The following is a 12,679-nucleotide window of genomic DNA, read 5'->3' as shown; positions in this document are numbered from 1 at the left end:
GTCCTCAGGCGTGGTGGTTGATGACGTCGTTGATGAAGGCGGCCAGGTGTGCGCACATGCGCACGCCGGAGTCCAGGCCGGGCACGTTCAATGGGGCGTGCAGCTCGCCGGGGCAGGTGTGGACCTCGACGTCGACCCCCGCATCGGCGAGCTGCTGGGCGAAGCGCTCCCCGGAGGCGCGCAGGCCGTCGAGCTCGCAGTTCTCGATGAAGGTGCGCGGGTAGCCGTTGAAGTCCTCGGTCATGCCCGCGAGCGCGTACTCGGGGCGCTCGATGTCCAGCATGTCCGGGCCAAGCATGTTGCTCATCAGCCAGTCGTCGCCGTCTGGGTTGTCCTGGAAGGCGTCCGGCAGGACGGCGAGGGCGGCGGCGAGCTCCGCGGAGGCCGGCGGGCGAGGGTAGTGCACGAGCGGGTAGGCGAGGAAGACGCCGGCGGCCGCGGCCTCGGCGTCGCGCCCGTGGTGGCCGATGGTGGCGGCCAGGGCCGCGCCGGCGCTGCCACCGCCGACGAACACCAGCCCGGGGTCGGTGGGCGTTCCGTGGCCGCCGGAGCGCGCCCAGGTGTAGGCGGCCCAGACGTCGTCGTGGAGCACCGGGTGGTGACGTCCCTCGGTGGCGAGCCGGTAGTCGACGTTGACGACGGGCAGGCCGGTGGCGTGCGCCAGGCGGGCGGCCGTGTGGTCGCCCTCGGGCATCTCCGGGCTGCCGCCGAGGAAGGCGCCGCCGTGCATCCACACGATGACGCCGCGACGGCCGGCGGCGTCGGGCTCAGCGAGCCTCCTCGGGGTGGTGACGATGACGCGGACGTCCCCGTTGGGGCCGGGAGCGAATGCCTCGCGTCGATCCACCGCCGGCAGGTCAATGGGCTCGACCGGGGCGTCGAAGCGGGCCAGCCGGGCGTTCTCCTCCGGCCCCCAGGCGGGCCCGCGCGGGGGCAGCCCCTCCATGAGTTGCAGGCGCTGGGCGTGCACGCCGGTGAGGTGGCCGACCTTCTCGGGGACGCCGTCGTCGACGACCGGCCCCTGGGTTGAGTTGAAGCGCATGGGCTTGCCTCCTGGTGCGCGCAGCGGGTCAGTCGGTGACGGTCAGGAGCAGCGGCTCGGCGGCGGGGTCCGGCCCCAGGCGGATCTCGAAGTCACCGGGCTCGACGCGCCAGCCCTGCCCGTCGTCATCCCACAGGGCCAGGTGGCTGCGCTCCAGCCGGAAGGTGACCTGAGCGCTGCCGCCCGCGGGGACGGCGACGCGCTGGAAGCCGGCAAGCCTGCGCACGGCGGGGGCGAGCGAGGCGAGCACGTCCCGGGTGAACAGCAGGACCACGTCCTCGCCGTCGCGCTCGCCGGTGTTGGCGACCGTGGCGGTCACCTCCACGGCCTGGCCGGCGTTGAGCTCGGCCAGGGTGATGGTGGCGCGGTTCAGCTCGGCGTCCCGGTAGGTGAAGCCGGTGTAGGACAGGCCGTGGCCGAAGCGGAAGCGGGGTCCGAGCTCCAGGTCGCGGTACTTGGAGGTGAAGAACTCCTGGAGGTTGGCGGGGCCGTCCAGGCCCATGTCGAAGGCGGGCTTGATCATCTCCCCGCCGCGGGTGGCGGGGCGGCCGGTGTTCTCGTGGGCGTCGTAGGTGGCGGGCAGCTGCCCGGAGTGCCGGGGGAAGCCCATGGGCAGGCGCCCGGAGGGGTTGACGGTGCCGGTGAGGATGTCGGCGATGACCTCCGGGGCGGTGGTGCCCAGGTGCCAGGCCATGAGGACGGCGCCCGGCTCCTCGATCCAGTCCTCGACGACGAGCGGGCGCCCGGCCACGAGCACCACGGCCAGGGGCGTGCCGGTGGCGGCGACGGCGTGTACCAGGGCGGCCTGGTCGCCGGGCAGGTGCAGGTCGGCGCGGGAGGTGGCCTCGCCGGTGAGCTGGCTGGGCTCGTCCAGGGCGAGGATGACCAGGTCGGCGTCGGCTGCGGCCGCAGCGACTTCGGCGACCTCCGCCTCGGTGACGCCGAGTGGGTCCTGGCCGCCCAGCACCGTGAGCTCGGGGGCGGGCGTGTCGGCGTCGGCGGCGCGTGCGGCCAGGGCGGCGGTGAGCGCGTCGGCCAGTGACTGGGCGGGTGGGGCGGCGAAGTGCTGCACCCAGGCGCCCAGGTGGTCGGTGTGGGTGGCGGCCGGGCCGGCCAGCAGGATGCGGCGGGCAGTGGGGGCGATCGGCAGGGCGCCGTCGTTGGTGAGCAGCACGGGGCACTTCTCGGCGGCGGCGCGGGCGGCGGCCAGGTGCTCGGTGGTGGGGGCGGTGATCTCGGCAGCGGGGTCCACGTAGGGGTTCTCGAACAGGCCGAGGGCGAGCTTGAGGGCCAGGACGCGGCGCACGGCATCGTCCACCCGGGCCGCCAGGGCCGGGTCGTCCCCGTCCAGGAGGGCCGGGTGCTCGGGGCGGGCTGCGGGGTCGTGGAGGTGACCGCCCATTTCGACGTCGAGCCCGGCGGCAAGCGACATGCGGGCGGCGTCGGGAAGGTTCGCGGCGACCCCGTGGGGGATGAGGTTCTCCACGCCGGAGGCGTCACCGACGATGGCGCCGGTGAAGCCCAGCTCATCCTTGAGGACGCCGGTGAGCAGGCGGCGGCTGGCGTGGACGGGGCGGCCGTTGAAGGTGTTGAAGGACGCCATGACGGAGCCGACGCCGGCCTGAACGCAGGCGGCGAAGGGCGGCAGGTAGACGGAGTGGAGCCGCTGGGCGGACATGTCCACGGTGTTGTAGTCGCGGCCGCCCTCGGCGGCGCCGTAGCCGATGAAGTGCTTGGCGGTGGCCGCCATGGTGCCGGGCTCGTCCAGGCGCTCGTGCTGGTAGCCGGAGACCATGGCGGCGCCCAGTTCGGCGGTCAGCAGCGGGTCCTCGCCGAAGCCCTCAGCCACGCGGCCCCAGCGCGGGTCGCGGGAGACGTCCACCATGGGTGAGAAGGTCCAGGTGACCCCGCCGGAGCGGGCCTCGGCGGCGGAGACGGCGGCGCAGGACTGGGCGGCGGCGGCGGAGAAGGAGGCGCCCATGGCCAGTGGTGTGGGGAAGGTGGTGCGCTGGCCGTGAATGACGTCCAGGCCGATCAGCAGGGGGATGCCGTGTGCGGTCTCCTCCACGGCCACGCGCTGGACCGCGTTGGTGTCCGCCGCGTTGCCGGGCCAGAACAGGGCGCCGATGCCGGAGCGGGCGGCGTCCAGGCATTCCTCCTGGGTCATCTTGAAGGTGATCTGGATCTGTGCGAGCTTCTCCTCCCAGGTCAGGGAGGCCAGCAGGGCCTCGATGTGCTCGCGCTGGGCGGCGGTGAGCTGGACGAGGGGGCTCTTGGCGTTGGTGGAGGTGTTGGCGTTGGCGGCGGAGGCGGCGGTCACGTGGGGCTCCTCGTTGAGCTGGGGGCGGATGAGCGGGGCGGTTGTGTGTCGGGTGAGGACTGCGGTGTGTGCTGTTGGACGTTGGGGCTGTGACTCGGGCATGGCACCCGGGCCACAGCCCCAACGGTATGTGCCTGGATCTCCAGGCGGGTCGGTCACCAGTTGGCGGTGGCCGCCCGTGGATAGTACAGGTCGGGTCAGGCTCGGCCTGAGGAGTCGCCTTCCTCAAGCGCGTGCTCCGCAAGAGCCTCGGCCTCGTCGAGGGACTTGCCCTCGGCAAGGGCCTCGGCCTGGGCGGCGCGCTTGACCTCGAGCTCGGCGGAGATCCTCGCCATCGTCTTCGTGTCCAGCTTCCAGAACAGCAGCGGAACTAATGCGAGGAAGGACATGATGGCGGGGACGAGGTTCGCCGCGATGTTGATACCGGTCAGCGCAGAAGAGCTCTGCACGTCCAGAGCCCCGTTGTATCCGAACCAGCCCATGATGTACAGGGCAAAGGCACCGCCGATGGCGTTGGCGAACTTCGTGGACAGGGAGACGGTCGCGTAGGAGGTGCCGTCGGCGCGGATGCCGGTCTTGTGCTCGTAGTAGTCGACGGCGTCCGGAACCATGGACAGGGCGATCGGAGAGGCGAAGCCGGAGAAGCCGTAGAGGAACTGCAGCACCAGCAGCACCGTGAGGTTCGTCTGCCCGAAGAAGAAGATGAGCATGAGGACGATGCCACCCGAGAGCACCGAGGCCATCATCATGTTGCGCTTGCCCAGCTTGAGGGCGAAGGGCGGCAGGAGGAGGCCACCGATGATCATGCCGATCTGGAAGGCACTCATGACGCCCGCCATGAGCAGCGGGCTGCCCAGGATCCAGCGGCAGTAGTAGAACATGACGCCGATGCGGCCGAAGAGGCCGAAGAGCTGCAGCAGCAGCGTGAAGAAGACGACCATGAGCTGGCCGTTGCCGAGGACCGCCTTGACCGTCCGGCCGAAGGGTACTTTCTGCTGCTCCGGCGTCATGGTGATGCGCTCGCGGACGTTGATGCCCGTGATGAGGAAGGCAGGCAGCGCAACGAGCGAGTAGATGAGCATCGTGAGGAAGAAGGACCGAGCATCGAAGCCACGATCTTTGGCAGCCGCCGAAGCAACGAGGGCGAGCAGCAAGAACGGCGTCGCCACGTTCATAATGAGCTGGGCAGCCTGGGAACCGATGTTGCGGATCCAGTTGAGGATGACGCGCTCACCCGAGTCCGTGGTCATGACACCGGCCAGCGAGCCGTAGGACATGTTGGCCACGGTGTAGAGGAAGCACAGCAGCACGTAGGTGATCGCGGCCCACACGGCCTTGGTCATTGAGCCGCCGTGGAAGGGCATCCAGAAGGCGAGCACCATCGAAATCGACAGCAGCGGGGCGCCGAAGATGACGTAGGGACGGAAGCGGCCCCAGCGGCTCTTGGTGCGCTCGGCGATGTACCCGAACCCGAGGTCCTGGATGCCGTCCAGGACACGGGCGAGTAGCAGGATGTTTCCGGCAACCGCCGCGGGGATGAGGGCGACGTCGGTGTAGAAGGTCATGAGGTAGGAGCCGACGGTCGTCCAAATGAACTGGGAACCGAACTCGGCGAAGGCATAGGAGACCTTCTCCTTGAGGGGAACCTGTGCCCCTGGTGTGCGGGGAGCCTCCGACTGGGTCGTCATGACAGGCCTTTCTGTGATCGAAGTACGGGCTGCTCTGCCCGGAACTCCCGAGGTCAGGGACTGCGACGTCCGCACCTCGTTGCGTTCTGGACCACAGTCAACGCGGGCACGCCACAAGCAACAAGACACAGAAACACCCCTTCCGCACTCCCCGTGCATAAGCCCGCACGCACGCCGACTCCGACGGCAACGCCCCGATCACGACGTCGCCCCAGTTCCCGGCGTTTTCAGCCGATTCACCGCGCAGCCACGGCATACGGCAACGCCCCGCGCAGCCGCCCCTCAGTTCCGCACGACCGAGGCGCAAGTTGGCGAAGTGTAGCGTCGAATTCGGTTGACGCTTACGAAAGTGCGACGGAGACTGCCTACGTGACGACACACGACAGCCAGCACGATGGGGGGCGCCCGCCCGGCTCCCCATCGTCCTCCCCGGAGCACCTCCACAACTGCGCAGCCCAGCCCCGCACGCTCTCATTCGCCCACGTCTCGCAGTTGGCCGAGCTCATCACCGAGGCACGCCAGTATCCCCAGGGGGTCTCCCGCGCGGACCTGTGCGAGACGCTGACGCTGGGCCGCAACGCCGTGGACCGCCGGCTCAAGACCGCCGTTGGCCTCGGCCTGCTATCCCCCGCCGGACGCGGCATGTCCACCGGCGGTCGCGCCCCGGAGATGTGGCGCTTCAATCCGTCGGCAGCCACGATCCTCGTCCTGTCGATCTCCTACCGTTCCAGCACTGTGGCACTGACGGACCTGAACGGCACGGTTATTGATCAGAGTCATTGGGACGAGGGCATACTTTGCGAACCGGAGGCGGTCACCGACCACGCTCTGGCACATCTCCGGGCCCTGCGCGACCGCCATCCCGAACTCCCCCCGACCTGGGGCCTGGGAATCTGCATCCCGACCGCCGTCGATTTCCGTGACGGGACGCTGATTGCCCCGGCCACGGCCGGAACCGGCGGCGCCGCCGACACGCTCAATTGGACCGGATTCCCACTGCGGCGGCAGCTCTCCCAAGGACTCAACCTGCCCGTGTGGCTCGACGACGAGGTCAACGTCATGGCCCTGGCTGCCGCCAAGCGCATCGGGGCTCCGCAGGACCTCCTGTATGTCCGCCTCAGCCTGGGCCTGGGCCTGGGCATCGTCTCACGCGGACAGGTGCATCGCGGCGCCGCGGCCGCCTCCGGGGAGATCGCGCATATCCAGATGGCGAACTCGGGCGGGCGCGCCTGCCGGTGCGGCCGCAGAGGCTGCTTGGAGACGACGCTGTCCGGCGGCGCCATGGAGGATGCCGCGGTCACCCCCCAGGCCCTGAAACGCTCTCCCTACCTGCGCCACCTCGACGAGAACGGTGGTATTCGCTGCGAGCACGTCTTCCGCGGCGCAGCGGAAGGGGATCCCGTGTGCGTACGCCTGTTGACCGAGGCGGCAGACCGACTCTCGGTGGTACTGGCGGTGCTGACCACCACCTATAACCCGGGCGAGGTCGTGCTCGGTGGCGGCGTAGCACAGGCCGGCGAGTTCTTTTCCCGAGCGGTCGGCCAGGCGCTGCGCCGCCGCGTCCTGCCCGCCACCTCTGAACGCCTGCGGGTGCGCATGGGGCACGAGGACGATGCACTCAAGGGCGCCTGCCGCATGGTCACCGATCGCCTGTTATCCGCCCACGTAATGCACGTCTGGCTGCCCCACGGCTCCCCCGTGGGGGTACAGGAACTGGTAACCCACCGCCGCCAGGACGCGTGAGGCACGGCGAGCTCATACCGGGACCCTGGCCAGGAAGAGCACGTCGAGCTCCTTGCGGCCAGAACGGCCAGGCGTCCACAGTCGGCTGGCAGGAACGCATCATCAAATTCGCGCTGGTGTTCCTGGACGATCACCCCTCAAAGACACCAGGAATGCCGCGCCCAGGTTCCCCGCGCGCGTCGAGCACGCGGGATGGCCCGCGAGAACGCTCCACCGCCGTCGAGGACGCAGTCCCGGAGAGCGTCCTGGGCGGCTGCCCAGCGTTCTCGACGGCGGAGCCGCGTCCTCGGCGAGCCGAGACAAGCCCTCAGCGGCGCAGGACCTTGATACGCACGGCGGCCAGGCGGTCCAGCGGCAGCAGGTTCAGGCGCTCGTCGCCGTTGAGGTTGCGTCCGCTCACCCACTCCCCGCCTCACAGCTCTGCTATCATGCTGATGATAAAACGTCTTCAATGAGGGGTTGAGGATATCCATGCCAGTCATCCGCCCGATCTCCGACCTGCGCAACAAGTTCACGGAGATCTCAAAGACTGTCCACGATGCCGACCGCCCGGTCTTCCTGACTCGCAACGGGGTGGGTGACATGGTGGTGATGAGCATCGAGCACTACGAGGCGCTCGCGCTGCATCGGGAGATCACCGAGGCGCTGGCCGCGGCGGAAGTCGAGATGTCGACGACCACGGAGCGGTTCACCACGGCCGACATCCGCGCCGACCTCGACGAGCTCCTGGCAGCCAGAGCGACCGAGCAGTCGCAGAGCGTATAAAAACATGTATCAAGTCGTCGTCCTGCAGTCAGTCCGTAAGACGATGTCTGCGATCAACGCCCAGCTGATCAACGAGCTCAACGCGCCTGAAGCTGCTGACCGTCTAACCGAGGCGATTATTCGGACAGTCGACTCCTTGAGCACCATGCCCTACCGTCACCCGGTATATAGGCCATCGCGTTCACTCCGGCACGAGTACAGGTACGCACGTGCCAGAAGCCATCTGGTGTTCTATCGCATCGACCAGGCCGAGCAGGTGGTCACGGTCACCCACATCGTGCACAGCAGCAGGGATCTTGACTCTCACCTCGACTGACGACGCCGTTTGTCACTGTCACATTAGCTGCCGGAGGCGAAGGAGACAGGCTGCCGCAGCGCTCACCGCCGCAGGACCTTGATGCGCACGGCGGCCAGGCGGTCCAGCGGCAGCAGATTCAGGCGCTCGTCGCCGTTTAGATTGCGTCCGTTCAGCCACTCCCCCGCCTCGTAACGGCCCTCGACGGCGTCGTCGATCTCCACGATCTCGCCCGGGGCGCCGGCCGGCTCCAGCATGAGCCCTTGGCCGATCACGAGCACCTCGTCCTCACCCAGGTCGATCAGCACGCCCATGGCGCGCGTGTCCGCCGGGGCGGGCATGAGCGCCTCCTCCAGGTTCTCCTGCTCGCCGCGCGCCTGCGTGCGCACCTGCACACCGGCATCCAGGAAGATCCGGCTCAGTACATCTGCGGCCCCGCGCACGGTCCAGGTCAGGCCGCCCAGCTCGACGACGGCGCTCTCACCCGACTCCAGTAGCACCGGCCGGATACGGCCGGTGCGCTGCGCCGCCACGATCACGTCCTCCGCTCCGGTGAGCAGGTGGTAGGCGGCGGCGAACTGTCCGTCCGGGCGCAGGTCGTCCACCCCGAAGACGTTGAAGCCGACCGCCCCCGAGCCGACCGCCCAGAAGACGTTGCCGACGGCCACCCGCGACTCGGGCACCAGCAGGGCGTTGTCCTCGCGCACATACCCGGCCACGGCGCCCTTGACGTCGTCGACGTAGATGTCGGGGCCGAGCAGGGCGAGCGTGGGAGCGGCGGCCTTCCACACGTCCACGACACCGGCCACGGGCCCGCCGCTGGGGTACTGGCCCGGCAGCTCCTGCCCCGGCTGGGGTCCCAGCCAGGCGTTGGCGTAGTAGGCGACGTCCAAGTGCTCAGCCGCGGCGGCGGCCAGCGCCTCGCAGTAGGAGGCGAAGCCCCAGGCCATGAAGACCTCGTCGGCGCCCGGGCCGTCCCCGAACACCTGCGCCCACGTGCCCGAGGCGGGAGAGCCCTGCTCGCGCCACAGCCGCGAAGCGGTGCCAGTGGCCTCTGGGTGCGCGGCGAGCCAGTCCAGCAGCGCCGTCGGCACCGGAGCGGCCCAGGCGGCCTCGGCGTCGGCCGCACGGTCGCGGGAGGCGCCCAGCAGCCCGGTCTCGTTCTCCACCTGCACCATGACCACGGTGCCGTCGGCGTCCACTTCGGCGATGTGGCGGGTCAGGGCGGTGAAGGCGCGCCGGTCGGCCTCCAGCAGAGCCGGAGAGAACACCGACAGCACGGGGGTGCCGGGTCGGGTGAAGGCGCCGGTGGCGCCGTCGGCGCCGGCCTGCGCGCGTGGGAAGCGCCCGGCATCGGCGCGTACCCAGCGGGGCGCGTAGGTGGAGGCGGCGTTCTTGAAGGCACCGAACCAAAGCAGCGTCAGCGCCAGGCCGCGCTCGCACGCCAGGCCGATCAGGGCGTCCACGCCCGTGAAGTCGAAGGTGCCCTCGCGAGGCTCCACCAGGTGCCAGCTGACGGTGGCGGTGACGGCGTTGCCGCCAAGCTCGACCACCCTGTCGAAGGCGGCCCGGGCGAGCTCGATGTCGGAGCTGGTCGAGTTGTGCAGCTGGCCGCCCAGCAGCAGCCGGGGCCGCCCCCCGACCACCGGGTGACGGCTGTCTTTGCGGTTCATTATGAAAGTCTCCTTCGTCTTTCGGGTCGGTAGCGGCGGTGGCGGCTGTGGTCGGTTGTGGATTCGGTGCCCGACGGCGGCGGTCCAGCGCGGATGCCGACCGAGCCGCCGCCGTCGGGATGCACCTGAGGCGGTTCTAGACCGTGACGGTGCGCTTCATCTCGCCGGAGAAGGGCACGGGGATGTAGGCCACGCGCGCCGAGACCCGCAGCAGCACCTCGTGCTCGCCGGGGGCCAGCCCGCCGTCCTTGAGCACCCGCACCGTCGCCTCGTCGGCGTACTCCCAGCGGAAGAAGGTGACCGTCTCCATCTCCTCCAGGGTGAACCAGTGCTTACCGTCGTCGGCGGTGAAGCGGATGTCCTCGCGGGGCACCGCCTGGCCGTCCACCTCTACCTCGACGTCGTGCACCATCGACAGCGGAATGCCGCGGTAGTACGGGATGCGGGTGCGCATCTCGAAGCCGATGGTCTTGCCGTCCTCCTCGACGTTGGCGAGGGAGTTCTCAGTGAAGATGTATCCGTCGAACATTGGTCCTACTCACTTTCCGTCGTTCTTGCCGTCGTTGAGGTGCCGCTCCATGAGCTCCTGGTGGCGGCGCACCTGCTCCAGATCCTTGATCTCCTCGCCCGGCAGGGTGAAGCGCTGCCCCTCGTACTCGGAGCACACGTAGCCGTCGAAGCCGAGCTGGTTGAGCCGGGTGAAGATGCGGCCGTAGTCGATGGAGTACTCCTCGCCCTCATCGGTGACCTCCCAGAACTTGCCGTGGAAGGACTTGATGTAGGGCAGGTACTCGTCCAGGGTCTCCAGCGGGGTGTTCTCGTACCCGGTGGACATCATGGCGTAGAAGCGGTCCTGGAAGCTGTGGAAGTGCCGGCTCAGCTCCTCGGGGAACATGTAGTCGTCCGGGTTGTCCGGGTTGCGCGGGAAGAACTGGCGCGGGTCGGTGCCGCGGGCGAAGATGTCGTCGATGTACTTGATGACGTCCTCGTTGACCCCGAGCGTCTCGCGGAAGTAGTTGGTGGACACGCGCGGGTGGCGCTGGCAGTAGATGCCGAAGTCGACCACGAGCCCGACGTGCGGGTTGTCGACCTCCTTCATCTCCTTGATCCAGGCGGCGGTCATGGGGTGGTCGTAGCTCATGCCCGCGTGCACCTCCACCGCCATGGTGATCCCCAGCTTCTCCGCCAGCGGCAGGGTCGGGCGGATGACGGCCGGGTCAGTCTGGGAGACGATGCGCACCAGCGGGAAACCCAGCCGGTGGGTCAGGCGCAGGTCGGCACTGAGCAGCTCTACCTGCTCCTCCAGCGTCAGCCAGCGGTTCTTGTACAGCGAGGAGTTGATGAAGATGTCGTTGGAGACGCGCTCCAGCGGGTGGCGCTCCATGATCGCGTCCCACTCGGCGAGGGTCTCCTCGCTGGCGCGCGCGGCACCGCGGATCATCTCATCGGAGAGGATCTCAATGCCCTGCGTGCCCATGTCCTCGACGGCGGCGACGGTGCCCTCAAGCCCGAGGCCGCCGCGTCCGTAGGCGTCCTGCAGCGAGTACAGGGAGACGCCCTTCTTGATAGTCATGTATCCGTCCTCTCTCCGTCCTTGGAGGGTTCCTGGAGGGTGCTTGTCAGTGCAAGCGCGGCCGGCAGGCGCCGCGGGCGGGATTGCCCACGGGTGATAGCCGCATCTTTCTCGGGATGCCCCGGTTGCCCCGAGGCTATGGCGCCGCAGGTGCGCAGGGCCAGGCCCCCGGGCGCGGCTTCTGCACGATCACGGCATTAGCCCCGCCGCCGACGCCTACCGGCCCGCCCGGCGTGCCCGTCTGTTCTAGGCTGGGCCCACGCCGACGCCCTCCCCCTGCGGCGCCGTGGTCACTATCCCGGGAGGCAGCCGTGTCCAGCCCCATCTCCGCAATCGACACCGACGTGCTGACGACCGTTAACCTCATCCGTACGGGCCGCGCCCGTACCCGGCAGGAACTCGCCCGCTTGACCGGCATGGGGCGCAACACGATCTCCTCGCTGATCAACGTCGCCATAGAGGCCGGGCTCATCGCACCGGACGGGTCCGCGCCGTCTACGGGCGGCAGGGCGCCGGCCACCTGGCGCTTCCGCCAGGAGGCCGGGCTGGCGCTCGTCGTCGGCGTACACACTTCGACGCTGCGCCTGGCGGTCACGGATCTGGCCGGGAAGCCGATTGAGCGGCGCACCCTGAACTGGCCCATCACCCGCGGTCCCGCGGCGACGCTGGCACGGGCCGCCGAGGGACTGCATGACATGGTGCGCGGCCACGATCTGCCGGTGTGGGCGGCGGCCGTCTCCCTGCCCGGCCCGATCGACCAGGAGACGGGGCGTCCATCGAGTCCGCCGATCATGCCGGGCTGGGACGACTTCGACATCATCGGCACCCTCAGCCGCTCCCTCGAAGTACCGGTCACCACGGGAAACGACGTCAACATCATGCTGCTCGGCTATGCCTCGGCGCTCCCCGGCAGGGTCAGACGCGAGCCCGCGAACATCCTCTACCTGCAGGTCGGCACCGGCATCGGCGTGGGGATCATCTCCAACGGCCACCTGCACCTGGGGGCCGCGGGAGCGGCCGGCGACATCGGGCACGTGCAGGTTTCCGGCATGGACTCGGTGATCTGCCGCTGTGGTCGCACCGGCTGCCTGGAGGCCGTGGCGGGCGGCTGGGCGCTGCTGCGCGATGCCCGCCGCGCCGCAGTGGAGGGGCTGAGCCCCCACCTGCGGGAGTGCCTGGACCGCAGCGGCGAGTTGACCACCGAGGACATCGTGGCCGGCGTGAGCTCGGGCGACACCGAGTGCGTCACGCTGATGGTGCGCTCGGCGACCGCCGTCGGCGACGCGCTGGCGATGCTGGTGAGCTTCTTCAATCCAGACCGGGTGGTGCTAGCCGGCCCGATGCCGCAGGGCTGCACCATGTTCCTCGACGTCATCAAGCGGATCGTGGGGGAGCGAGCGCTGTCCCTGGCCACGGCCGACCTGGAGATCCTGCCCGCCACCAGCGGACTCGACGACGAGCTGCGCGGCTGTGCCCTGCTCGCCGTCGACTCGGTCTTCAAGGCCGCCACCGCCTGATCCGCCCGCCCCCATTCGCCGAGATCGGTAGAAGTAACATGCCGAGATCGGTAGAAGTAGCAT

10 protein-coding genes are annotated in these 12,679 nt (G+C 69.3%); 4 read left to right on the top strand and 6 right to left on the bottom strand.

Going from position 1 to position 12,679, the window contains the following annotated elements:
* Nucleotides 1-4: 4 nt before the first annotated feature.
* The 3 genes from BLR49_RS04840 to BLR49_RS04830 all read right to left on the bottom strand — a co-directional run bounded on the left by BLR49_RS04840 (nt 5) and on the right by BLR49_RS04830 (nt 5,050).
* Entirely contained in the window at nt 5-1,042 is a 1,038-nt protein-coding gene (locus tag BLR49_RS04840) for an alpha/beta hydrolase (RefSeq protein WP_092534267.1), read from the bottom strand.
* Between the two features lie 28 nt (nt 1,043-1,070).
* Nucleotides 1,071-3,362, bottom strand: a complete 2,292-nt coding sequence (locus BLR49_RS04835) for a glycoside hydrolase family 3 N-terminal domain-containing protein (protein ID WP_218121307.1) — start codon at nt 3,360-3,362, stop codon at nt 1,071-1,073.
* Between the two features lie 197 nt (nt 3,363-3,559).
* Nucleotides 3,560-5,050 (bottom strand): MFS transporter, encoded by a 1,491-nt coding sequence (locus BLR49_RS04830; protein ID WP_176765782.1) that lies wholly within the window; start codon nt 5,048-5,050, stop codon nt 3,560-3,562.
* Nucleotides 5,051-5,419: 369 nt separating this feature from the next.
* Here BLR49_RS04830 and BLR49_RS04825 point away from each other — a divergent pair, with 369 nt between their 5' ends.
* The 3 genes from BLR49_RS04825 to BLR49_RS04815 all read left to right on the top strand — a co-directional run bounded on the left by BLR49_RS04825 (nt 5,420) and on the right by BLR49_RS04815 (nt 7,874).
* Nucleotides 5,420-6,793 carry an ROK family protein gene (locus BLR49_RS04825; RefSeq protein WP_092534258.1) on the top strand — a complete coding sequence of 458 codons (1,374 nt, stop codon included), beginning with the start codon at nt 5,420-5,422 and terminating at the stop codon, nt 6,791-6,793.
* Nucleotides 6,794-7,264: 471 nt separating this feature from the next.
* The gene (locus BLR49_RS04820) at nt 7,265-7,558 is read left to right on the top strand and encodes a type II toxin-antitoxin system Phd/YefM family antitoxin (RefSeq protein ID WP_092534255.1); all 294 of its coding nucleotides are present in this window, start codon (nt 7,265-7,267) and stop codon (nt 7,556-7,558) included.
* A 4-nt stretch (nt 7,559-7,562) separates the two neighbouring features.
* Entirely contained in the window at nt 7,563-7,874 is a 312-nt protein-coding gene (locus BLR49_RS04815) for a type II toxin-antitoxin system RelE/ParE family toxin (RefSeq protein ID WP_092534252.1), read from the top strand.
* A gap of 62 nt (nt 7,875-7,936) precedes the next feature.
* Here the strand turns inward: BLR49_RS04815 and BLR49_RS04810 are convergent, their stop codons facing one another.
* The 3 genes from BLR49_RS04810 to BLR49_RS04800 form a co-directional block, all read right to left on the bottom strand.
* Nucleotides 7,937-9,526, bottom strand: a complete 1,590-nt coding sequence (locus tag BLR49_RS04810; protein WP_092534249.1) for a DUF5597 domain-containing protein — start codon at nt 9,524-9,526, stop codon at nt 7,937-7,939.
* A gap of 136 nt (nt 9,527-9,662) precedes the next feature.
* Nucleotides 9,663-10,055 (bottom strand): C-glycoside deglycosidase beta subunit domain-containing protein, encoded by a 393-nt coding sequence (locus tag BLR49_RS04805; RefSeq protein WP_092534246.1) that lies wholly within the window; start codon nt 10,053-10,055, stop codon nt 9,663-9,665.
* A gap of 9 nt (nt 10,056-10,064) precedes the next feature.
* Nucleotides 10,065-11,099, bottom strand: coding sequence for a sugar phosphate isomerase/epimerase family protein (locus BLR49_RS04800; RefSeq protein WP_092534243.1), 1,035 nt, complete (start codon nt 11,097-11,099; stop codon nt 10,065-10,067).
* Between the two features lie 311 nt (nt 11,100-11,410).
* On the opposite strand from BLR49_RS04800, the gene BLR49_RS04795 reads away from it, so the two are divergent.
* Nucleotides 11,411-12,616 (top strand): ROK family protein, encoded by a 1,206-nt coding sequence (locus BLR49_RS04795; protein WP_176765781.1) that lies wholly within the window; start codon nt 11,411-11,413, stop codon nt 12,614-12,616.
* Nucleotides 12,617-12,679: the final 63 nt, after the last annotated feature.

Source organism: Actinomyces ruminicola, assembly GCF_900103885.1.
GTDB classification, from domain to species: domain Bacteria; phylum Actinomycetota; class Actinomycetes; order Actinomycetales; family Actinomycetaceae; genus Actinomyces; species Actinomyces ruminicola.
Note: the sequence above shows the minus strand (reverse complement) of the source record. Positions and strands in the feature narration are given on the sequence as shown.